This window comes from Stenomitos rutilans (assembly GCF_059505485.1).
Window position 1 is genome coordinate 1 of record NZ_JCACKR010000173.1, and the last position, 20,950, is coordinate 20,950.

Below are 20,950 nucleotides of genomic sequence, written 5' to 3' on the forward strand. Positions count from 1 at the left end.
CTTGTCCTCAAGCCTTTGCCTAAATGGGTTTATCGAGAATGCTGCAAGATCTGAGCTAACCCTGGTTGCAGCGAAATACTGGGTATGCATAAGGCTGCTAGCACGCATCCAATTATAGTTTTATTGCGGTTCCAAGATTTCATATGATTGTGCATTATGGGAGGAATCTTACAAGGCGATCGCCTTTTATGAGCATTCCCTCATTGAGTGTCTTGCTCACTGATTACCGTATGCTCTTCTTTATAAGAGATAGAACCATTAATTCAGTTAAGGCAGCACGAGCTGATAAACAGTTATTTGAGGAAATGTCTAAATATATTCGTCATATTGCTGTCTACAAAGCTTTGAGAGAGTCTGAGGTGTTCGACAAAGACTCGATCGCGTTTGGTAAACCATTTCCAAAGCACTTTTTTAGCCGTTTAGCAGCAGAAAAGGAGAAACTACAGCAAGAGTTCGATCGCTTACTGGATTTGGAAAGAAAGGCATAGGATTAGGCACATTCTTAACTTTCGTTGGGTGCAGTTTAATGTGGGCCTTGTATAGTGAAGAGCACGATCGTCATGAACGCTTAGATCTAAAAATCTCATAAGTAATTGCTGCTTTCACCGTGAGCTGGTTTTATGCTACGAGAAACTCTGCTTTGATCTCAGAGGTCGCTATGGATCTAGCATCGGCTCAGCTTTACAACCATCTCTCTGCCCTGGAACAAGAGAATGCTTGGTTGCGATCGCGTCTGCAAGCCTGTGAGCAATCTCACAGCCTACTCCAAGCCGAAATAACGAAATATCGTCCACATGAACAGAGTGGGCAGGCACAAGCTGAACCAAAACAGATAGATGCATTGCCTATTCCCAAACTGCTTGAAGACACGGCAACGGTTGCTAATGTTTTATTAACGATCGAGGACTTTGATGTCGCAGTCAACACAGCCCTGCGCATTCTAGGCGAAGTGTTAGAGACCGATCGCGTTACAGTCATTGAAAACTTTGCTGCGCAAGCTGACGCTTCAGTGCTCAACTGGCGAGTTTTGTATGAATGGGATGCGCTGGGCGTTGTGTCACAGATCACTCATCCCAATGTGGCTCAAGGTAATTGGGAAGGCATTGAGTCGTGGTACGAACAATTGAGTCAGGGGCGGAGCCTTAGCTGCTTACTGGAAGAGATGCCAGAACCGTTTCGCAGTGGTCAGGCCGCACTAGGGTTAAAAGCACTACATGTCGTTCCCATTTTTGTGGAGGGTAAGTACTGGGGAGAAATCGGGTTTGATGACTGCCATGAGGCGAAACGGCGCAGCACGGCTGACTTAGCTGTAGTGAGAGTCGCAGCCGATTGTATTGGTAGCGCCATTCAGCGTGAACGTACCCAACAAGCCCTGCTGCAAGCCGAGCAAGCACGATCGCATGAACTGGAGCACCACAATCTTGCATTACAACAAGCGCTGGATCATCTTGCCGAATCGGAAGAACGCTTGCGTCGATTGTTTGAATTGAGTAGTGAAGGATTCTACGAGGTAGAGATTACGCCGCCCTGTCCCATCAGCCTCTCGATCGAAGAACAATGTGATTTGCTTTACCGCAATATTCGCGTTGTCAAAGCAAATCGTGCGCTTGCTGCCATGTATGGTGCAGACAATCCCGATGAACTGATTGGATTAAGAAATGGCGACGTGCATGTTGCAGATTCAGACAAGAATGCAGCGTTTATTCGAGGCATGATCGAGAGTGGATACCGCTTTCGCAACCTGGAGACCGAGGAGATTGATCGACGGGGGCGGCAGCGTTACTTTCTCAACAGCGGCGTTTTCACCATTCAGAATGATTGTTTGGTGAGTGGTTGGGCGACTCAAATTGACATCACTGAACTACGAGAAACACAGCAAACGCTACTAGAAGCTGAACAACTTCGTTCCCGCAATGCCGCAGAGCGATCGCACGAACTGGAGCGTTACAATACCGAACTTCAACAAGCGCTTGATCGCCTCGCTGAATCAGAAAGACGCTATCGCACTTTGTTTGAACTCAGTGGTGAAGGCATTGTGCGTTTTGGTTATGCACAAGCCATTCCTCTAAATTTAACCGTAGACGAGCAAGTTGACTTGTGTTATCGCTCGATTTATATGGCTGAAGCTAACCCTGCGTTTGCTGCCATGTATGGGTATGAACAAGCAGACGATTTAATTGGGGTAATGCTAAGGGACTTGCATGATTACAGCTCTGAAATTACACAGACAACGATGCGAAAGTGGGCTGAGAATCAGTTTTTCTGCCGCCACTTAGAAACTGAGGAATTTGATCGCACGGGACGTAAGCGTTATTTTCTCAATAGTGCGGTCAGCACGATCGAAGAGAATGCTGTCGTGAGTACCTGGGTGAGCCAGGTTGATATTACAGAACTGCGGGAAACCCAACAAGCTTTATTGAACACCGAACAAGCACGATCGACGGGGCTGGCAAACGCCAATGATGCGCTCAAGCAAACCGTTGATGTGCTGGCAACAGAAACCGACTTCGATCGCTTTTTGGGGCATGTGCTTAAAGTCATTGCTCAACAACTAGATGCGCCCCTGACCGAATATTGGTACCATCCAGCACCCGCTAATCTTGCGTATGTTGGACTGACCTATTGGCAAGGGCAGATTCTTAAACCAGAGGAGCAACCAGGGCATGTTGGGTTGCATGGTTACCCAGTGCCGCCAGACATGATTCAGCAGGAGAGTTTGCATTATCGTCGAAGCTATATCCAGATTGATGATCTGATAACCAGTACGATTCATCGTCAAATAGCGAATGAGCACGGCTTAGATGCTGGAGCGTGGTACGCATCTCGCGGGGTCAGGCGGCTTCTGAATGTACCGCTGATTTTGGGTGACAGAACAATCGGCGCACTGGTTGTCTTTCTGCCGAGCGATCGCCACTTCATAGACCAACAAATTGAATTAACCTACGCCCTGGCGCAACAGGTAACACTGGCTGTTCAACTTACACGACTTGCAGAGGAAGCTAAGCACGCCGCGATTTTTGAAGAGCGCAACCGCATGGCAGGCGAAATCCACGATACTCTAGCGCAAGCCTTTACGGGCATTTCCCTTCAGTTAGAAGTTGCTAAAGCCTTGCTTGGTCAAGACCCTCAAACCGTTCAGCAGATCCTCAATCACGTCAGCCGACTGGCAGAAAGCGGACTTGCCGAAGCCCGCCGTTCTGTCTGGGCGCTCTATCCACCCGCTGCTGAATATGCCGATCTAGCACAGCTCCTTTATGACAGTGTGGAACAGATGACCCGCAACACCACTACAGCGATTGATGTCAATCTTCAGGGTACGCCCTGCCCCCTGCCGCCCATCATTGGCATGAACCTGCTGCGAATTGGACAGGAAGCCCTAACCAACGCCCTCAAACATGCCCAGGCACAGACTATTGCGATTGAACTCGCCTACGAACCCGATCGCATTCTGCTGACCATTCGCGATAACGGACGTGGCTTCACTCCACCGACGGCAATCGATACCCTCAACGGCGGGTTTGGGCTGATGGGGATGTATGAACGCTGCGATCGCATTGGTGCCTTACTTAGCCTCACAAGCCAGCTAGGGCAAGGCTCTCAGATTCTTGTAGAAGCACCGTTGGGTTAGGAAAAACCGGAAAGGGAAAACCGAAAAGAGAGAACACCATGACAACAAAGCGGAAGGAAACCAATAGCCAACTGCAACCGAAGTGTCCGAAAACCCGTGTCCCGTTCTCTCTGTCTACCCGCTACCCATCCCTCTCTGCCCGATGCACCATGAGCGACACTACCATTCGAGTTTTAATTGCCGATGACCATCCTATTGTTCGCTCTGGTCTAGCCATGATTATTCAATACACTACCGGTATTGAAACGGTGGCTGAAGCCAGCACTGGCGCTGAGGCAGTGGTGCTGTTTCGTCAGCATCAGCCTGACGTGGTGTTGATGGATTTAAAGATGCCTGAGATGGGTGGTGTGGAGGCGATCGCAACCATTCGCCAAGAGTTTGCTAACGCTCATATCATTGTGCTGACGACCTATGATGGCGATGAAGACATTTATCGCGGACTCAGTGCTGGAGCGAGAGGTTACCTGCTCAAAAACGTGACTCGTCAGGAGTTGATTGAAGCCATTCAACGCGTTCATGCCGGACAAAAGTACATTCCGGCTGAAGTGGGTGCCAGACTCTCTGAACGGATGAGTAGTCCTCAACTCACGGAGCGCGAACGACAGGTTTTACTACTCATCACCGAAGGTAAAAATAATCAAGAGATTGCTAATGCACTTAATGTGAGTGAGGGCACCATTAAGTTCCATGTGAATGGCATTTTGAGAAAGTTAGGCGCGAGCGATCGCACCCAAGCCGTTCTAGTCGCGCTCAAACGAGGCATTGCCAATCTTTAAACGGTTCTTCTTTCTATCTTTTACAGTGGAGATGGAAACTGTCTGAGTCATGGGAGAGCCATGCAAAATCAACGCTTTCCATAAGCGACCAGCGAAACGCCAAGAACGACAAAGACAGCGCCAGCGATACGAGTCGGGCTGGCGGCATACCTGGTTAAGCCGATCGCACCATAATGATCCAGAAGCAGTGCTGCAATCATTTGACCCGCGATCGTCAGCGCCAGAGCAAGAGTGGCCCCAATTTGGGGTGTTGCAAAAATGGTTGACCAGACGTAAAACGTGCCCAAACAGCCACCCACCCACATCCACCAGGATGTTTGGGTTAAGGCAGCCATAGCAGGAAGTGGATATTGGGCAAAGACACAGATGGCAAGCGAGGCTACAGACCCAGCCACATAGGAAATAAACGTCACCTGCATCGGTTCGCCGACGTAACGTCGCAGCAAAGTGTTTAATGCAACTTGTACTGGAAGAACCGCTCCGCCTGCCAATGCTGCTAAAAGATAAATCGTCCGTCCGCTCATTGTGTAGATCTCCAAGTTGAACCAAGCATGATTGTCTTGCTGGAATGGCCGATCAGTTGGTTGCTGCGCATTGGACGCTGATTGAACGCCTCGGCATTCTTCCAAGATTACAATCTGTCCTCAACCATTAGCTTTTGTTGAACTTAACAACCAGAGACGTTCAACACGTTAGGCCAGAAGTTATGCTAAGCAGTGCTTTAAAACCTTTGGATTGTTTCCTTGACTGATGGTGTTCTCCCTAAATCTCCCTTAAAATAGGGAGCTTTGAATGGTTTGGCTCTCTCCTTTTTTCTAGCGTTAGCAACGTGAAGCGCGAGGGTTGTGGAGGATCGAGGGTTTTAAACCAAGCCCTGGCTCTCTCAAAGCTATGGATTAACAATCCCACGCTTAATAGCAACGAGGGTCGCTTGGGCGCGATCGCTCACCCCTAATTTGCTAAAAATCTTGTTGATGTGAAACTTGACTGTGCCTTCCTGAATGCGCAGTACAGTCGCAACTTGTTGATTGTTTTTGCCCTCAGCGATCAAGAGCAATACATCGTGCTCTCGGTTACTCAATTGAGGTTGCTCCAAACGTTCAACTAGCTTTGCGCCTATGACAGGAGGAATGTAGTTTGCCCCCATATGCACGATGTGAATCGCTCGGACAATTTCATCGAGTGGCGCATCTTTGAGAATGTACCCCTTGGCCCCGGCCTGCAAGCCTCGATAGACGTTTTCGTTACCATCATATGTGGTGAGAATGATAACGCGAGCATCAGGAAATTCTTGTCGAATCGCAGAAGTGGCTTCAACGCCTGTCATGTGAGGCATGCGCAAATCCATCAATGTCACATCCGGTTGATGCTGACGAAATAACTCGACGGCTTCTAAACCGTTGGTCGCCTCAGCCGCGATCGTCATTTCGGGTTTTAAGTTCACTATCATCGCTAAACCATTACGAATGATAGGATGATCGTCAGCAATTAAGACTCGAATGGGTGAGAGAGTCATAGGAATGTGAAAAGGAGAACGGGCGAGTGCGTTGAATCTGAGCTTGTTTCTGAGGCTGCATGTGGTTTCTTTTTCTCCTTTTGCTGTTGTGCCTGTTCCAGAGGTACCTCCATCCAAATTTATGTTTCACATGGCGCGACCTATTTTGTTCTGTTAAGGAAACGGAGTTTCAAATGGTTTAATCCATACGCCCTGGTTGGCTGACAAATCGTTCAGCGATCGCCCACTCCATCCTGCACTAAAAGTACGGGCTAGCAGCAGGAAGTCCTCTATAGGCTTTGCCTTCCCGAAGGGTAGAGGACTGCAATCACCTTTCAACCCGTTTTAACGGGTTTCGCACCGTTAGCCCGGCTTTTAATCACGGGCGGGTGAGCAACGAAGCCATCAGCCTTTCAAGACTTTTGTCAATCAACTAGCCATCACGCCCCAGAGCTTAGAGTAGTAAACATTAATAGTGTGAATATTTTGTGAATATGCAGTAGTTCTACAGGGTAAGGAAGGAGCTTTGATGGGGTTAAGCAGTCTATGCAGCAAATCGCCTTGAACCTGGATGGAATTGGTTTTGGTGGTGCTTTGGAGAGAAAATATGCGATCGCGCTTTTGGTTACGTTGCCTAACTTTCGTTGAGCGATCGCCCAGCGAAAGTCTAGTGTTAGGCTCATCTGTCCTTAAGTACAAGACATATCTCTAGCGTAGTGACAGTCCTTTTTGAACCGTATACACTCCAACCTAAGAACGTAGAAAAAAGCACCATTTCAAACCTAGAAAAAAGCACCATTCAGACATCTTTGCTTCGCTTTTCCCTGCTCCTACTCCTTCCAGGTCGTTCTGATGTCAAACCTTCAAGTTATTCCCCTCCATTCCTACCGCCAACTGACTCAGCCTGCGGCTGCACCACCAGCAACTTTTAACTACAGCAAGCAAAGACGTAGACGCGGTATTCTCTTGACCCATCAAGGGTGGCAAAAACTTCACCAGTCGCAAGTTCTATGCAACGAGTTTGGTGAGCGGCACACGTTGGAATACCTGAGTGAAAAAACCTTGCTCGATCCGCGCACAATTTATCGCATAATTGGGCGCGAAGTTGCTGTAGACAAACGGAGCCTGGTGATCTTCTTTAATGCTTTTAACTTAGAGCTGAGTCAAGAAGACTACACAATACCGCCAGTCAACAGGCAACCTGCTCAAACAGAACGTCAAACCGTTTCGTTTAATGCTTCTACCTTAATGGACGAGGATGTTGCTTACTTCAAGCGGCAAATTATTGAAAGCTATCATGGCTTGATTCAGTGTCTCAATTTAGATAGCAACAATAGTATTACTCTGTCTGTGAATTTGACCCTACACGCGCCGCCTCAACTCAAGTTGCATCTTTAATCCTTGCTCTTTCTCGGTTGCCTATTAAAGGCTTTGCGATGATTTTTGCGACGTCGCGTGCCCGTATCGTGTGACAAGCGACTGCCTCTACGCACGATCGCTCAACTACTTTCTTCGCTAAGTAGGTAGCCACAATTAATTGCAAAAAGGGGTTTGGGTGCTTTGCGCCCAAGCAGAGAGTTTTACCCCAACGGCCTCTTCTTTTAGCGGCACTCTTCGCACGGTATTTTCTTTCTGAATGCGCTTTTGACCGATTTAGATAATCGTTATACTGCTTATCTAGCAGTGCGCGTTCGGTCATTTAACTTACGTGCCAAGCTGATTCACTTACCTTCTATCATGTCCCTTAAAGCGGATTCCTTTCTTGTCAAAGCAACGCTGCTACTTAGCAGTAGCCTGACCATCATGGCAGGAGCCACGATCGCGCCCTCTCTCCCTGCCATGCGTGATCACTTTGCCGCTACACCAAATGCAGACTACTGGGTTCGGTTGGTCTTAACGGTTCCGGCTTTGTTTATTGCGATCGGTGCTCCCATTGTAGGAACAGCGATTGACCGCTTTGGTCGGAAGACGCTCTTGGCTTTCGCTGTGTTGCTGTATGGCCTTGCAGGCACCTCTGGAGCCATGTTGAACGAGATTGGCTTGATTTTGGTGGGGCGAGTACTGTTGGGTTTGAGCGTGGCAGGCATTATGACGACTGCAACGGCCTTAATTGCAGACTATTATGTTGGCTCAGCTCGTGCCCAGTTTCTCGGTTTTCAAGCAGCGTTCATGGGCTTAGGTGGGGTTGTCTTTCTCTCTTTGGGTGGGATTCTGGCTGATGTGAGCTGGCGTATGCCGTTCTTCATTTATCTGCTGGCGCTACTCATCTTGCCGCTTGTTGTGTTTGTGCTGCCAGAACCCAATCGGACGTTGGTTAGTCAGAATTTGGGTATTGATGCTACTAATGCCTTTCCCTGGCACATTGCAGGTTTAACTTATGCAGCGGCGCTCCTGTCGCAAGTTGTGTTTTACTTAATTCCCGTGCAGTTGCCGTTTCATTTAAAGCAACTGACCAGTGCAAATGCTTCACAAGCCGGATTGGCGATCGCTCTTGCAACGTTGTTCAGCGCAGGTAGCGCGATCGCTTACCAGCAAGTTAAAGCCCGACTATCGTTTATGGGCATTTACGCAATCGCCTTTCTGTCGATGGCTGTCGGTTACGTTGTCATTAGCTTTGCTACTACCTATGCGTTGGTCTTAGTGGGTTTGGCGATCGCTGGCACTGGCTTAGGCTTACTCACGCCTAACATGAATGTTTGCCTCACCTCTGTTATCCCTGCAAGTTTCAGGGGGCGCGTGTTAGGCGGGTTGACAACTGCTTTTTTCCTCGGACAATTCATTTCACCAATCTTGAGTCAACCGCTTAGCGGTATTGTTGGTTTAGATGTTACTTATCGGCTAGCAGGCCTACTCTTAGCCTGTATGGGAGCGATCGCCCTTTTGCTAGGTTGGCGCTGGCAGTGAGAAGCCCTCTGACTCTTGGCTTCTGGCTCCTGAATACTTCTCAATCAATCGCACTTCATTTGCTTGGAAAGGCACTTTAAAATGACGGTAGTACCTTTTCGTAAAGGCTAGATAAAATAGGGAATGACTGCCATCTTCATCTCCTATGTCCAGCATTCCTCCCTTTCTGCATTGTCCTAATTGTGGCTCAGAAGACATCATGAAAAATGGCACCACCTGACGCGGCAAACAAACTACAAATGCCGCGATTGTGGTCGCCAATTTGTGGAAAATCCGCAGTGGCAACGTCGAGAAAAAGATAGCACTGTGATGATTGACCGCCTGCTGTTAGAGAAGATTCCTTTAGCTGGCATTGCCCGTGTGCTGAAGTTGTCAGAGTCCTGGCTACAAGGATATGTCAACCAATGCTACAGGGTGATACCGAAACCTAAAGGAGCATTGAGTGTGCAAATGGATGAATTGTGGTCCTTTGTCAATGACAAAGGCAACAAGCAGTGGGTGTAGTTAGCGCTCGATGTCGGCGCTCGTGAGATTGTGGGCTGTCACGTTGGTGATCGTTCCAAAGACTCTGCTTTCGCCCTTTGGCAATCGATGCCAGCGGTGTATCGACAATGCGCCATGATTTTCACCGACCATTGGGAGGCATATAAGGTAGTCTTACCGAGCAAGCGGCACTGTGCAGTAGGGAAAGAAACGGGATTGACCAGTGACATTGAACGCTTCAATAACACGTTACGACAACGAGTTTCGCGGTTGGTGAGACAAACCTTATCGTTTTCTAAGAAAGTGGATAATCACATTAGCGCCATTTGAAATTTCATCCATGACTACAACGAACAAACTCGTTTAGAGCAAGCAAGTTGTTAAGAGCGCACCGCTTTTTCCCTATCCTTTACTAAAAAAGACTACCTCAAATTTTTGATGCGTTTACCCTGCCCCTACTCCCCACTCCCACCTTCTGCCGCTGTTGACTCCGAAATTCTGCTGGACTCACCCGCATTGGCTGTTTAGGATTCCAAAGACCAAGACCCAGCACTCTGGCATGTTCTTGAGCCTGGGCAAGCCGTCGATCGTACTTGCTGTTGGGCGGATGAGGAGTGACGATCGCATACCCTTCCGCTACCAACACTTCATTCAACAAGCGATCGCCCTGCCACACATATGCCAACCGTCGTCCAAAGGCATCTCGTGGTTCAGCATCGGTTTCCAGCAGCACCGATTTTTGTTGGAGGTATGTTTCGAGCAGGCGTTTGGCTGCTGTACCCCAGGGTTCTTGACGCACATCAGGCACATCAATGCCTTCCAGCCGTACCCGTTCAGTTAAATCTGGCGCAGCAGCGACACCTGCTACTTCAAACTCTCGCCCACTCAATACCCGTTGAACGTCGATCGTCAGCCCTTGAACTGGCACATTCGGCTGGCAACCCGTTAGAAGCATGAAAAAGACAACCAACCCCAACCATTTCAGATAATGTCCAACGCGATCGTGTGCCTTTTTCATGCTGTCGTCCTAATCTTCGTCAAGCGGCAAGCCTACTTTTATTTTTCCCTTGCCGAAGTAACGACCAAACTGAAGCTCGTAAACTTCATCTTCATCCTGCGTTTCTACCTCCAGGTCAGACCGAGGATAGCTCACGCATAACAGCGCATATCCACGCTGCTGTAGTTTCGGCGATAAGCCCATTGCTTCTGGTTGACAGAGGTCTCCAGACAGAACACGCACTGCACAAGTCGTACAGGCTCCATTACGGCAAGCAAACGGAAGCGTCACCCCCTGAGCTTCAGCCGTTTGTAGAATGTAGCGATCGTCAGGAATCTTGACCGTATGCAGTTGATTAGTGCGGCGGTCGTGAATGCGAACAGTATAAGAATGCGGCATAGCTTCAGCGTTAGACTGCCATCGATAAACGGCTAAGTGTGAATGGTTGGACAATGAGCGGTGGCTTTTCATGAGTAGCCTCCAGATTTACGCTCAAGCCCCTTGTCTAAAGTCTACCTGCTTCTGCTAGGATAGTTATCCTGTGACTGTTCATACAGTACAGCCCTATGGAGAGATGGCCGAGTGGTTGAAGGCGCAGCACTGGAAATGCTGTTTAGGGGTAACTTTAACGAGGGTTCGAATCCCTCTCTCTCCGTCCTAAAACCAAGGTATATCAGGGTTTAGAAGCATTTCTTGCTTTCACTCAGAAGCCTTTTTTCTGGATCGTTTCGTGGTGAATGCCAAAATGCCCTGCTAAAGAGAAAGCAATTGCGATGGCTTAGAGCACAGTTGCCACCCACGATCGCAGCAACTCATTGACCTGATCGGGAACCTCATCATGAGGACAGTGCCCTGCCCGCAAGTAATATTCGGTGAGTTTGGGATGATATTGCCGAAACTTCGCACCCCGCTCTCTAGCGTTGATCCAGGGGTCGGCTTCGCCCCAGAGCATCAGTAGGGGACGGTTCAGTTGCCCCAGCAAGACATCTACTTTTTCACCCTGAGGCGTGTTGAAAACCGACGCAAAAACTTTGGGCGCACCTGGATCGCATGAAGGCTGATAGATTTCCTCTACAAGCTGGTCTGTAACAGCCGCTTGGTCTAAATAGACTTTTTCTAACGTCTTGCGGATGAGAGACTTCTGGCGCACATATTGAAAGAGCAAAAAACTCGCCCACTCCTGACGAAAGAGCGTTTGCACGACTTTGCCCATCACTTCGCGAACTGGATCAGGTTTTGTGGTGCCCTGAATGTCAGTAAACGGGCCTGCGCTATTCACAAGCACCAGCCCTGCTACAGACTCTGGGCGCTGCGCTGCAACGCAGAGAGCCGCATACCCACCCAGAGAATTGCCCACTAAAACCGCAGGCCGACCAATCACCTGCGTAATAAATTCATGGAGTTGGTCGCGCCACAAATCGCCACTGTAAGCGCGATCGGGTTTCGCCGACCGCCCAAAGCCCAGTAGATCGATCGCCCAGACTTCAAACTCCTCACTCAAACCCGCGATCGTCTTACGCCAATGATCTGTAGACGCGCCAAACCCATGAATCAGCAGCAGTGGAGGACGTTGTGCCTGACACGTTCCAGCTTTGACGTAATAAATGGGCTGCTGTTGCCACTGCCAATATTGACCAGGTTTAGGAAGAGAAAGCGGAGGAGCTTGCATGAACAGAGTACGTAGAGTCGCCTCTGGTATTCTAGCGTGATGCTTACAGGCAGAAGAGGTGAGGAGGAAGGGGGAAAGAGAGAGTTTTGAGTTCTGAGTTTTGAGTTCTGAGTTCTGCCTCCTCTGCTCCCCCTGCTTCCCCTACTCTCTCCGCATCCCCCGCATCCCCTACTCCCCCTGCTCCCTCTGCCCTCTGTCTTCTACCCCTATCCCTGCCCCCTACTTCCCACCAACTCCCGTTCAGCCGGAGCTTCTGACATCTCGGTAGGTACACCATCTCGAACAAGGGAGGGTGATTTGCCACTCTTTTGAATGAAATTGCCCACCATTGCAAAAATAGCGTTCACTTTGCGAGTACGCCAGAAGTCAATCACAGTATCCACTTCAGAGCGGGGTAATCGTCGCTCTAGCGCTTCACGCAGGTAAGCAGCATGCCCGGTTTCGTCGCTGGCAACGCTGAGAATCCCTTTTTTGAGGCTGGCGCTGACAGGTTCATCCTCTGGCAAGACATTTGCCATGCGTACAAAGTCTTTGCTGGCATCCAGCTCTAGAATGTATGTGCTTCCCAAAAATGCAATCCAGTCGATCGCCTCTGGCTTCAAATCTGCCTGGGTGTAGCCTTCAAAATACGCATCAAAAAAGGGGTTTCGTTTACGTTCTTCAGGCTTCTCTTGCGTGTTGGTCGGTCTGGGAGAAGCTTTGAAATCAATCACCTGCTTGTTGAGTTGCTTCAGAGCGTGGGCGAAAATCTGCCCATGACGGCGTTCGTCGTTGGCGTGACGAGTGAGCCGTTCTGCCAGCCAGGGATCGCCTTCTGCGACGGCACGATCGCGCAACGCTTCTAGATAGGGCACCGAACCAGATTCAGCCAGTTGTAGGCTTGCTAGCGTGTTGGGTCGCGTCAACGGATCACGCATATTGCGGGCCGTGATGAACGCAGCGGCTCCCGAACCAAGCAGATGTAACACCTGCGTGAAAAAGTTCATAGCTGTTTGAAGAAGAGCTTACAGACGACATCCTAACGCTCTTCGCTAAAATGGGCAGCGACAGGGCGTACCGATTTCAAGTGGCAGCGGTAGCAGTCTTGCTGATAGGCTTAACAGGGAAATTCAGGTCTAGGGTGAGAGGCAGCCATTGAGCCTGTGATAGTGAATCGCCATCCAGTCGTCTTAAGAGATCATTCATCCTTTGGGGGTTACGGTGCGTTTGTTTAAAACCGTTGCTGGATTGCGCTGTTATCTCGATCGATACCGCTCCGGTCAACCTCTCTTCGATCGCTCAGCCACAGGTGAGCCGGATGCGGCAGTGGCTTCGATCGGTCTCGTGCCGACGATGGGATCACTGCATGTTGGGCATCTTAGCTTGATTCAAAAGGCACGCCGCGAAAATCAGCTTGTCGTGGTGAGCATTTTTGTGAACCCACTTCAGTTTGGCCCTACAGAAGATTTTCACCAGTATCCTCGCACCCTGGAGCAAGACCGGGCATTGTGTGAGCAAGCTGGAGTCGATGTAATTTTTGCGCCCAGTGCAGAGGAGATGGGAGTTGGGGAGAGGGCAGAAGGCAGAAGGCAGGAGGCAGAGGCGGCGGGGGAAGCGGAGGGAGCAGGGGAGGCAGAACTCAAAACTCAAAACTTAAAACTCAAAACTCCTTTCCCTTCATCCACCCAAGTCATCCCACCGGAAGCGATGACTGCTATTTTGTGTGGCCGCTCGCGCGTAGGGCATTTTCAGGGTGTGGTGACGATCGTGACCAAATTGTTTAACATTGTGCAGCCGCACCGAGCCTACTTTGGGCAAAAAGACGCGCAGCAGTTGGCGATTCTTCAGCGACTGGTCTTAGACTTAAATTTGCCTGTTACCATCGTTGCCTGTCCCACGGTGCGCGAAGCAACTGGACTAGCGTTCAGCTCGCGCAATCAATACTTAACTGCAGCCCAAAAAGAGCAGGCAGTGGTGCTTTACCGTGGGTTGCGTGCGGCTGAGCAGGTGTTTCGATCAGGCGAGCACGTCAGTGACGTGCTGATCAAAACGGTTAAAACAGAGCTGGAGCGCATTCCTGCCATTGCTCCCGAATATATCGAACTCGTTCATCCTTCCACGTTGGAACCTCTAGACATGGTGAAAGAAACAGGCTTATTGGCGATCGCGGCCCGTCTCGGATCAACACGCCTCATTGACAATTTGGTGCTATCGGCACGGCAGCCGATTGTGGCGATCGACGGCCCCGCTGGCGCTGGTAAATCGACCGTTTCCCGCCAAGTCGCGGACGAACTCAACCTGCTCTATCTGGATACAGGGGCGATGTATCGGGCTGTCACCTGGTTGGTGTTGCAGTCTAGCATTGCAGTAGACGACGAACCCAGCATTGCCGAACTGGTGAGCCAGTGCGAAATTGCAGTGAGCGGTCATCCCTCTTCCGTAAGCGTTTCGATTAATGGTCAGGATGTGACGCAGGCGATTCGGAGCTTAGAGGTCACGTCGAAGGTGTCGGCGATCGCCGCACAAGCGACCGTTCGTCATGAGTTAGTGCAGCAGCAGCGACGCTACGGCAAAGACGGCGGCATTGTAATTGATGGTCGCGATATTGGCACCTACGTTTTTCCTGATGCGGAACTCAAGCTGTTTTTGACGGCCTCGGTGCAAGAGCGGGCACGCCGCCGCCAGCAAGACCTCAAAAATCAGGGCAAGGGCGAAATTAGCCTGGATGAGTTAGAACAGGCCATTTATGATCGCGATTGCAAAGACAGCACCCGCACCCTGGCTCCTTTACGTCAAGCCGACGACGCGATCGTCATTCAGACAGATAACTTGAGTATTGCCGAAGTGGTTGGTCGCATTGTGCAACTCTACGCAGAACGGGCAGAACGATAAAAACGATAAATGCGATCGCATTAGTCGCAAAGCAAAATTCTGTACTTGTAACGCATCAGGTTATTTATCTAGCGATCCTATTTGATTTGTGGATATGCTTCTGGCTTAGCCTACGCCTTTGGCGAAGCAAGCTACAGCTTCCCGCTTTAAGTTCCAGGTTGACCGCTGACGGCTGACCGCTGCTTGGATCAAACACAACATGCTTTGCACGAATGCTTTAGGACTGCTATATACTAGCTTGTATGCCCAAAAAGACCGATCGGTCTTGATACTACAGATGTTATGCAAAAAGCGGCAGAAACCAGAGCCAAGATTATTCAGCAGGCGGCTGGGCTTTTTAATCAGCAAGGCTACGCTGGCTCATCCATGTCGGACATTATGCGTGTCACCGGACTGCAAAAGGGAGGCATCTACAATCATTTCAACAGTAAAGAAGAACTGGCCTTAGCTGCTTTTGATTTTGCCATTCAATTGAGCAGTCAACAGTTTCTTGAAGCGATACGTGGTAAACGCCATGCAATAGAAAAATTGCAGGCCATGCTCCAGGTTTATCGGCAGTTTGTGGACAATCCCCCAATTCCGGGTGGTTGTCCGCTGTTGAATACAGCCGTGGAAAGTGATGATGCTCATCCAGCGTTGCGTGATCGAGCACAGCAAGCGATGACATCGTGGCGAAGGCTGATCATTCGCATTATTGCTAAAGGCATTGCCAAAGGTGAAATTCACGCTAATGCTGACCCAGAGGCGGCTGCAACAATTCTGATTGCAACGATCGAGGGAGCGTTAATGATGAGCAAACTTTACGGCAATGAGGTGCATTTAGAGCGGGCGATCGAACATCTGCACCATTATCTCGTTCGTGAATTGCGTGCATAGGTACTCATTCAATCTTTTTTTGATGTTAAAAAGACCGATCGGTCTTAGTCACTTAATCAGGAGTAACCATACTAGTGCTTGACCCATCATCGAGACCATTACTGATCACGATCGACATTCCGATAAAAACTTACGATATTGACTTTGCTAGCATTGTTAGCAACATTGTTTATCTGCGGTGGTTAGAAGATTTACGCATTAAGCTGTTAGAAGAACACTTTCCTTCGCTTTATCAGCAGCAGCAAACCATCTTTCCCATTCTATCTGAAACCCAGATCACATATAAGCGTCCCATTCGACTCTTTGATCAGGTTACTGGGCAGCTCTGGATGAGACACCTCACCCGTATCAAGTGGACAGTGCAGGCAGAAATTTTGTGCAACCGTGAAGTTGCAACCCTCGCAACGCAAACGGGCGCTTTTGTCGATAGCAAACGGATTCGTCCTGTGCCGATTCCCAGCTTTATGTCGCAAAAATTCTTTGAGCAGCAGTGAGAGTGCCTATTCGCAAAAACCATGAGATGCACTCATTTGCAAACATTAGAGGTCAGAATGACAAATGTTTTTAACGCCTGATTTCTGGTTGCCTACCGATGCCACGCTGCAAGAGCTTACACATCACACGATGTAGGAACAGGCTCATCAATTGGTCAGTCTAAATGAAGCAGGTTGACGATCGTCTTGGGTATACTGAGAACTCCGAGCGTCCATCCATTAATGTCAATTCGTTTATCGACAGTTGCACTCTTATGACACGCCTAAGACTGAAGCCAGCGATTCCAGGTCAACCATTCCGCAAAGCCTCGCGACGGCTGTTGAGCAAAGAACTGGATTTGCTGCTGCTTACAGGCTGTTCTTGTCTACTGACCTTGCTGCATCACCCCATTAGCGAAGCGATCCAGGCCCAGTCGCCTGCTCGCAATGCCCCGATCGAAACCTCAACCCAGACAGGGCAGAGTAATGCCAAAATAGTCAGCCAGTTTTCTATTACCATGCCACCAGACCGTAAAAAGCTGAAAGTGGTAAAAGAAGGCTAAGCAATGATTGGGGGCTAGTTTTTAAAGAGCGAAGGAGGCAGATGCATCACTCTAACCAGGAAAAGTGGCTATTGACGTTGATTCTGCTCAACATTTTTGTGTCACTGGGGCACTACATTCACAACATAGTGTTTTTACCGGAATACCACGAACCCGGATGGATTACTCCAGCTCTAATTGATTCGCTGTGGATTGTGATGACCCCTTCAGTTGTGCTGGGTATGTGCTGTTCTCCAAGCGCAAGTTTTCCTTGGCTTTCGCACTGCTTTATGTGTACTGCGGGTTAAGTCTGCTGGTTTTGGGACACTATTGGATCACACCGCTTTGGATGCTTTCCCCGATGATCAACGTGATCATTCTCTCTGAGGCGATCGTAGCGACTATGCTAGCTAGCTATGCCCGATGGTTGCAGGCACATGCAACAGATCAAGCCGCAGCCTAATCAGTTGTTGGGCTGCCAAGAAGTTGCAGTCCAAGGTTGACAACAAAAACCTCTATGTCTATAGTTGGATTGTTCATTTTTTGAACTTGCTAAGTTTTGAAGTAGTGTGAGCAAAGCAGACGAGTTAACGCAATATATCGCCATCCTTGCTGACCTTTTTGAGGTAGCACAGCAGAGTTCAGGTGAAGCGGTCAACCTGAATAAGCAGGAATGCCGTGTCATTGGTGTAGTAGGGCAGTTTCAGCCGCTCATGATGCGTGAGCTTGCTGAAAGAGCAAAACTCAGTATCACTAACACGACTGGAATTGTAGATAGGTTGGTCAGAAGAAAGTGTCTGTGCCGCGATCGCTCTGACGAAGACAGGCGCATTGTCAGAATTTGCCTTATGCCCGAAGGAGAGAAAATTTATGCAATGGAAATTGAGAACTATAGGAAGGTTAGTCGAGCGATTCTCAATGGTTTAGAAGAGCCAGAGCAACAGGAGATGGTGCGGATGATGCGAAAAGTAGCAGTGCATCTCAATCACCAGAAGGCTGACCTGCTGAGAAATTTTTAGCGGTTATTTTTTTGATCTTGAAGTTCAAAAAATGAACCTTTCAAAAAATGAACCTTATAATCCTTGACAAATCAAAACAGGAGAAAACCCATGCACTATGTCGGAAAAACTGCTCTGATTACTGGCGCATCCAGTGGCATTGGCGAATCATTTGCTCATGAATTAGCAAGCCGAAAAATGAACCTTGTTCTCGTAGCACGCTCAGAAGATAAGCTACAGGCTTTAGCAACCCAACTTCGAGATCGCCATAACATCAGTGTCGAAGTCATTACAGCCGATCTTAGTTGTGAAGGAGAAAGCTTACGAGTTTATGAAGAGGCACAAGCAAGGCAATTGAATGTTTCTATGCTGGTTAATAACGCTGGCTTTAGCACTCACGGAGCATTCGAGTCAATCTCGTCTCACAAAGACCATCAGCAAGTCATGCTCAATGTGCTTTCTGTCGTTGATTTAACTCACGCCTTCATTCCAGGCATGTTGGCAAAGGGTGAAGGCAGCATTATTAATATTGGTTCAACCACAAGTTTCTACCCGTTGCCTCGTCAAGCGGTATACGCAGCAACCAAAGCATTTGTCCTTTCATTCAGCGAAGCATTGTGGATTGAGTACCAAAAACGAGGCATTAAGGTGTTAGCTCTATGTCCAGGTGCAACAAACACAGATTTCTTTAACGCAATGGGGCGTGATGTTGTAACTGGAAAGCATTCCCCACAGAAAGTCGTTCGCGTTGGACTGTTAGCTCTGGAACACAATCGGCATTATGTCATTCCCGGTTTTAGAAACTCTTTTGAGTCGAACATTTTGCCCCGCTTACTGCCTCGTGCTGTTCTGGCAACTCTAGTTGGAAGTGTAAGTCAACGCGCTTTTAAGTAAGTTATCGACAGCAGCATAATAATCCACTTGCACCTGACCCTTGAGAGTTTTTTCGCTAAGTTCGAGAGGCTATTGGCGTCGGGTGAACGGGGTCGTTACACTGAAGCACGTTAAAAGCTTGTAACTCAACCCGTTCTTATTCCTTTCTGCCTACTCGATCGCCGTGTGCTTCGCAGGGAGGCGCAGAAATGGAGCGATCGAGCCAGGCCACAGCTTGCTGAAGCCTTGGCAGTGCTTCGTCTGGCTGGTCTTTGAGCAGGAAGACGATCGCGGCAGCGGCTTGTTCATTAGCGCGGGCTTTGCGGTTGGACTGGAGGCGATGCCAGTCACGGTTGTCGATCGCGAGTTTTGCCAGCAGCGCTTGCGCTAGTTCGGCAGCGCTAAATTGGCTCAGATCAGGGTTTTCAGCAGAAACAATCTGGGATGGTGTGGCGGAGATAGACGGGTCAGGCATACGGTTGCTGCGATCGTGGGCATAATCTAAAGACATCTCTACTCTACTACCGCTGTTATGCCGCTGCCCTCATCATCCTCTGATCCAGCCTCCGACCGCGACGGTGAAGCACTGTCGGATGCACAGACCTTTGAGCAGGAGCTAGCAGAGGTTGAGTGGTCGCTCCGTGGTCTCCAGGAACGCTACATGCAGGTGCAGCAAGATGAACAACGGCAGGCAACGCTTGAGACACACAAAGCAGACGTTAGACGCCAACTTCAGCGATCGTCGTCCTCAGACCTCAAAGCTGAGTTAACCCGCTTGCAAGCACAAATCGACGCATTGGAAGTAAACCTGGAAAGTCGGCTTTTCTCCTGGGGTAGCTTACGAGAACCGTTCTGGCAGATTGTGCGCTTTGGCGGCTTGGGTCTTATCATTGGTTGGTCGATCGCGGTTGCCACATTGCACAACCCATCCCCCGCGCCACAACCCTCAGTTTCTGCTCCTCAAGCGCCCCAGCAATAATTACATTAAGACTCTGTATCAGATGCGGTAAACGGGCAGCGTAAAGTGAAAACAACTGCCGTTATTGGGAGTCGAATCTACCCAGATTTGTCCGTAGTGTGCGCGAATGATGCGCTGACAGAGTGATAGCCCAATACCATAGCCATCTTTTGCCTCATCCCGCTCCAGGCGAAAGTGGTCTTCAAAGATGCGATCGCGGTTTTCTTCGGGAATGCCAGGGCCATTATCGCAGACGCTCACCTGTACTTTTTGCGTGGTACGGTGCAGGGTGGAAATAACAATCGCCCCCCCGGCAGGTGTGTACTTAAACGCGTTGTCAAGAAGATTGACCAATACTTGCCGCACTCGTTCACCATCTGCATAAACGCTGGGTAAATCAGAAGGAATGTCGTGATTCACGCGTTGGGATTTTGCTTGAAAACGGTCTTGCAGATAAGCCAGCACTTCAAGGCATAAGCTACCTAAATCTAGCTTTTGAGGTACGATGCGCAACTCGCCGCTAGTACCCCGGGCTGCCTGCAAAATATCGGTGATCATGTGATCGATCGCACGAGTCTGGGTGCGTGCATGCTTCAGGAGTTGTGCGGTTAGAGAGGGCGTAAGTCGAGAAGACCAACCTTCGGTGACGCTATGGCCCATTTCTAAAGTTTCGATGGCAATCGACGCAGCCGTAAGGGGGTTGCGCAAATCATGAGCCAGCATGGAAATAATTTCGTCTTTAAAGCGCAACTGATCCTCCAGTTCAGCTTTCTCTTGCTTAAGATGAAAAACTTCATCCGTCAGATGAATCAGCTCAGTGGAACGAGCGATCGTGCCCAACGCGCTAGACAACCCGCTCGTAGAGGCTTTGTTTGAAGAGTTCGCGTCAGTCGATTCGGTCAGATAGCTGGCGGTTGCACCGTCTGCGATCGTGCCTGCTCTTAACGCTTCAAGGGTTTCGCCTGGGGGTTGCTGGTAGCTATCATTCACAAGATAAGCTTCGACAGAGCGTTGCCAGTAAGGCCACCAATGTTGCAGTTGAGCAACCAGATCGCTACCAGCCAGAGTTTGCCGAGGCTGAGGATGAAGTTTGATTAAAGCAGGCGTTGCCACCAAGCGAAAGTGTTCTGCTAAGTAGGGCTGCTCACTAACATCAATCACCTCTAGCTCAAAAGGATACGCTGTCCTGAGATCTTTCAATGCATCTCGAATGTGTCGAATCCGTTCTCTCGAACTCGGTCGTTTGTCAACAAACAGCAATAACTGTAGCAGCATTTCGCCGCTGGTCTGCTTTTCAGAAAATGCCTGCATGCCAGCTCTTTCCAGCACTTGGTGTCAACGGGGCAAAGTTTTGCTTGATTTACAAGCGGAGTGAACATTAAAACATTCAATCGAATTAATGTATCT

21 protein-coding genes, 1 tRNA gene and 1 pseudogene are annotated in these 20,950 nt (G+C 49.3%); 15 read left to right on the forward strand and 8 right to left on the reverse strand.

Annotated features, from left to right (window positions below; genetic code table 11):
• The first annotated feature begins 188 nt into the window (after positions 1 to 188).
• The 3 genes from AC5JLP_RS34510 (at position 189) to AC5JLP_RS34520 (ending at position 4,404) form a co-directional block, all read left to right on the forward strand.
• Positions 189 to 488, forward strand: a complete 300-nt coding sequence (locus AC5JLP_RS34510) for a hypothetical protein (RefSeq protein WP_496072408.1) — start codon at positions 189 to 191, stop codon at positions 486 to 488.
• Between the two features lie 170 nt (positions 489 to 658).
• The gene (locus AC5JLP_RS34515; protein ID WP_496072409.1) at positions 659 to 3,628 is read left to right on the forward strand and encodes a histidine kinase; all 2,970 of its coding nucleotides are present in this window, start codon (positions 659 to 661) and stop codon (positions 3,626 to 3,628) included.
• A 38-nt stretch (positions 3,629 to 3,666) separates the two neighbouring features.
• Positions 3,667 to 4,404, forward strand: a complete 738-nt coding sequence (locus AC5JLP_RS34520) for a response regulator (protein WP_496072410.1) — start codon at positions 3,667 to 3,669, stop codon at positions 4,402 to 4,404.
• A 68-nt stretch (positions 4,405 to 4,472) separates the two neighbouring features.
• Here AC5JLP_RS34520 and AC5JLP_RS34525 read toward each other — a convergent pair whose 3' ends face one another.
• Together AC5JLP_RS34525 and AC5JLP_RS34530 are read right to left on the reverse strand one after the other, a co-directional pair.
• Positions 4,473 to 4,928, reverse strand: coding sequence for a DMT family transporter (locus AC5JLP_RS34525; RefSeq protein WP_496072411.1), 456 nt, complete (start codon positions 4,926 to 4,928; stop codon positions 4,473 to 4,475).
• A gap of 365 nt (positions 4,929 to 5,293) precedes the next feature.
• Positions 5,294 to 5,920, reverse strand: a complete 627-nt coding sequence (locus tag AC5JLP_RS34530; RefSeq protein WP_496072412.1) for a response regulator — start codon at positions 5,918 to 5,920, stop codon at positions 5,294 to 5,296.
• Positions 5,921 to 6,751: 831 nt separating this feature from the next.
• On the opposite strand from AC5JLP_RS34530, the gene AC5JLP_RS34535 reads away from it, so the two are divergent.
• From AC5JLP_RS34535 to AC5JLP_RS34545, 3 genes and pseudogenes are all read left to right on the forward strand, one after another.
• Positions 6,752 to 7,297 (forward strand): hypothetical protein, encoded by a 546-nt coding sequence (locus tag AC5JLP_RS34535; protein ID WP_496072413.1) that lies wholly within the window; start codon positions 6,752 to 6,754, stop codon positions 7,295 to 7,297.
• 339 nt (positions 7,298 to 7,636) lie between these two features.
• Positions 7,637 to 8,803, forward strand: coding sequence for an MFS transporter (locus AC5JLP_RS34540; protein WP_496072414.1), 1,167 nt, complete (start codon positions 7,637 to 7,639; stop codon positions 8,801 to 8,803).
• Between the two features lie 166 nt (positions 8,804 to 8,969).
• Positions 8,970 to 9,616, forward strand: a pseudogene (locus AC5JLP_RS34545) (IS1 family transposase).
• Positions 9,617 to 9,713: 97 nt separating this feature from the next.
• Here the strand turns inward: AC5JLP_RS34545 and AC5JLP_RS34550 are convergent.
• Both AC5JLP_RS34550 and AC5JLP_RS34555 read right to left on the reverse strand, forming a co-directional pair.
• Positions 9,714 to 10,304, reverse strand: a complete 591-nt coding sequence (locus AC5JLP_RS34550) for a thermonuclease family protein (protein WP_496072415.1) — start codon at positions 10,302 to 10,304, stop codon at positions 9,714 to 9,716.
• 9 nt (positions 10,305 to 10,313) lie between these two features.
• Positions 10,314 to 10,682, reverse strand: a complete 369-nt coding sequence (locus AC5JLP_RS34555; protein ID WP_496072416.1) for a 2Fe-2S iron-sulfur cluster-binding protein — start codon at positions 10,680 to 10,682, stop codon at positions 10,314 to 10,316.
• 169 nt (positions 10,683 to 10,851) lie between these two features.
• On the opposite strand from AC5JLP_RS34555, the gene AC5JLP_RS34560 reads away from it, so the two are divergent.
• Positions 10,852 to 10,938: transfer RNA gene (locus AC5JLP_RS34560), tRNA-Ser, on the forward strand.
• Between the two features lie 123 nt (positions 10,939 to 11,061).
• Here the strand turns inward: AC5JLP_RS34560 and AC5JLP_RS34565 are convergent.
• Complete coding sequence (locus AC5JLP_RS34565) at positions 11,062 to 11,952, reverse strand: alpha/beta fold hydrolase (protein ID WP_496072417.1); 891 nt, start codon at positions 11,950 to 11,952, stop codon at positions 11,062 to 11,064.
• 206 nt (positions 11,953 to 12,158) lie between these two features.
• Entirely contained in the window at positions 12,159 to 12,938 is a 780-nt protein-coding gene (locus tag AC5JLP_RS34570) for a ferritin-like domain-containing protein (protein ID WP_496072418.1), read from the reverse strand.
• Positions 12,939 to 13,152: 214 nt separating this feature from the next.
• On the opposite strand from AC5JLP_RS34570, the gene AC5JLP_RS34575 reads away from it, so the two are divergent.
• From AC5JLP_RS34575 to AC5JLP_RS34605, 7 genes are all read left to right on the forward strand, one after another.
• On the forward strand, positions 13,153 to 14,823 hold the full coding sequence (locus tag AC5JLP_RS34575; RefSeq protein WP_496072419.1) for a bifunctional pantoate--beta-alanine ligase/(d)CMP kinase: 1,671 nt from the start codon (positions 13,153 to 13,155) through the stop codon (positions 14,821 to 14,823).
• A 282-nt stretch (positions 14,824 to 15,105) separates the two neighbouring features.
• Positions 15,106 to 15,699, forward strand: coding sequence for a TetR family transcriptional regulator C-terminal domain-containing protein (locus AC5JLP_RS34580; RefSeq protein WP_496072420.1), 594 nt, complete (start codon positions 15,106 to 15,108; stop codon positions 15,697 to 15,699).
• A gap of 74 nt (positions 15,700 to 15,773) precedes the next feature.
• Positions 15,774 to 16,193: an acyl-CoA thioesterase gene (locus tag AC5JLP_RS34585; protein WP_496072421.1), complete on the forward strand. Its 420-nt coding sequence runs from the start codon at positions 15,774 to 15,776 to the stop codon at positions 16,191 to 16,193.
• A 254-nt stretch (positions 16,194 to 16,447) separates the two neighbouring features.
• Positions 16,448 to 16,735, forward strand: coding sequence for a hypothetical protein (locus AC5JLP_RS34590; RefSeq protein ID WP_496072422.1), 288 nt, complete (start codon positions 16,448 to 16,450; stop codon positions 16,733 to 16,735).
• A gap of 250 nt (positions 16,736 to 16,985) precedes the next feature.
• Positions 16,986 to 17,177: a hypothetical protein gene (locus AC5JLP_RS34595; protein WP_496072423.1), complete on the forward strand. Its 192-nt coding sequence runs from the start codon at positions 16,986 to 16,988 to the stop codon at positions 17,175 to 17,177.
• Positions 17,178 to 17,283: 106 nt separating this feature from the next.
• Positions 17,284 to 17,733, forward strand: coding sequence for a MarR family winged helix-turn-helix transcriptional regulator (locus AC5JLP_RS34600; RefSeq protein ID WP_496072424.1), 450 nt, complete (start codon positions 17,284 to 17,286; stop codon positions 17,731 to 17,733).
• Positions 17,734 to 17,823: 90 nt separating this feature from the next.
• Positions 17,824 to 18,606, forward strand: coding sequence for an SDR family NAD(P)-dependent oxidoreductase (locus AC5JLP_RS34605; protein ID WP_496072425.1), 783 nt, complete (start codon positions 17,824 to 17,826; stop codon positions 18,604 to 18,606).
• 136 nt (positions 18,607 to 18,742) lie between these two features.
• Here AC5JLP_RS34605 and AC5JLP_RS34610 read toward each other — a convergent pair whose 3' ends face one another.
• Positions 18,743 to 19,096 carry a DUF6439 family protein gene (locus AC5JLP_RS34610; protein WP_496072426.1) on the reverse strand — a complete coding sequence of 118 codons (354 nt, stop codon included), beginning with the start codon at positions 19,094 to 19,096 and terminating at the stop codon, positions 18,743 to 18,745.
• 21 nt (positions 19,097 to 19,117) lie between these two features.
• On the opposite strand from AC5JLP_RS34610, the gene AC5JLP_RS34615 reads away from it, so the two are divergent.
• Positions 19,118 to 19,564 (forward strand): sll0565 family protein, encoded by a 447-nt coding sequence (locus tag AC5JLP_RS34615; RefSeq protein ID WP_496072427.1) that lies wholly within the window; start codon positions 19,118 to 19,120, stop codon positions 19,562 to 19,564.
• An 18-nt stretch (positions 19,565 to 19,582) separates the two neighbouring features.
• On the opposite strand, the gene AC5JLP_RS34620 is transcribed toward AC5JLP_RS34615, so the two are convergent.
• The gene (locus tag AC5JLP_RS34620) at positions 19,583 to 20,854 is read right to left on the reverse strand and encodes a histidine kinase (RefSeq protein WP_496072428.1); all 1,272 of its coding nucleotides are present in this window, start codon (positions 20,852 to 20,854) and stop codon (positions 19,583 to 19,585) included.
• Positions 20,855 to 20,950 lie beyond the last annotated feature (96 nt).

Coding starts and splice junctions, on each gene's coding strand:
- AC5JLP_RS34510 (WP_496072408.1), top strand. CDS start 189: ATGAGCATTCCCTCATTGAGTGTCTTGCTCACTGATTACCGTATGCTC.
- AC5JLP_RS34515 (WP_496072409.1), top strand. CDS start 659: ATGGATCTAGCATCGGCTCAGCTTTACAACCATCTCTCTGCCCTGGAA.
- AC5JLP_RS34520 (WP_496072410.1), top strand. CDS start 3,667: ATGACAACAAAGCGGAAGGAAACCAATAGCCAACTGCAACCGAAGTGT.
- AC5JLP_RS34525 (WP_496072411.1), bottom strand. CDS start 4,928: ATGAGCGGACGGACGATTTATCTTTTAGCAGCATTGGCAGGCGGAGCG.
- AC5JLP_RS34530 (WP_496072412.1), bottom strand. CDS start 5,920: ATGACTCTCTCACCCATTCGAGTCTTAATTGCTGACGATCATCCTATC.
- AC5JLP_RS34535 (WP_496072413.1), top strand. CDS start 6,752: ATGTCAAACCTTCAAGTTATTCCCCTCCATTCCTACCGCCAACTGACT.
- AC5JLP_RS34540 (WP_496072414.1), top strand. CDS start 7,637: ATGTCCCTTAAAGCGGATTCCTTTCTTGTCAAAGCAACGCTGCTACTT.
- AC5JLP_RS34550 (WP_496072415.1), bottom strand. CDS start 10,304: ATGAAAAAGGCACACGATCGCGTTGGACATTATCTGAAATGGTTGGGG.
- AC5JLP_RS34555 (WP_496072416.1), bottom strand. CDS start 10,682: ATGCCGCATTCTTATACTGTTCGCATTCACGACCGCCGCACTAATCAA.
- AC5JLP_RS34565 (WP_496072417.1), bottom strand. CDS start 11,952: ATGCAAGCTCCTCCGCTTTCTCTTCCTAAACCTGGTCAATATTGGCAG.
- AC5JLP_RS34570 (WP_496072418.1), bottom strand. CDS start 12,938: ATGAACTTTTTCACGCAGGTGTTACATCTGCTTGGTTCGGGAGCCGCT.
- AC5JLP_RS34580 (WP_496072420.1), top strand. CDS start 15,106: ATGCAAAAAGCGGCAGAAACCAGAGCCAAGATTATTCAGCAGGCGGCT.
- AC5JLP_RS34590 (WP_496072422.1), top strand. CDS start 16,448: ATGACACGCCTAAGACTGAAGCCAGCGATTCCAGGTCAACCATTCCGC.
- AC5JLP_RS34605 (WP_496072425.1), top strand. CDS start 17,824: ATGCACTATGTCGGAAAAACTGCTCTGATTACTGGCGCATCCAGTGGC.
- AC5JLP_RS34610 (WP_496072426.1), bottom strand. CDS start 19,096: ATGTCTTTAGATTATGCCCACGATCGCAGCAACCGTATGCCTGACCCG.
- AC5JLP_RS34615 (WP_496072427.1), top strand. CDS start 19,118: ATGCCGCTGCCCTCATCATCCTCTGATCCAGCCTCCGACCGCGACGGT.
- AC5JLP_RS34620 (WP_496072428.1), bottom strand. CDS start 20,854: ATGCAGGCATTTTCTGAAAAGCAGACCAGCGGCGAAATGCTGCTACAG.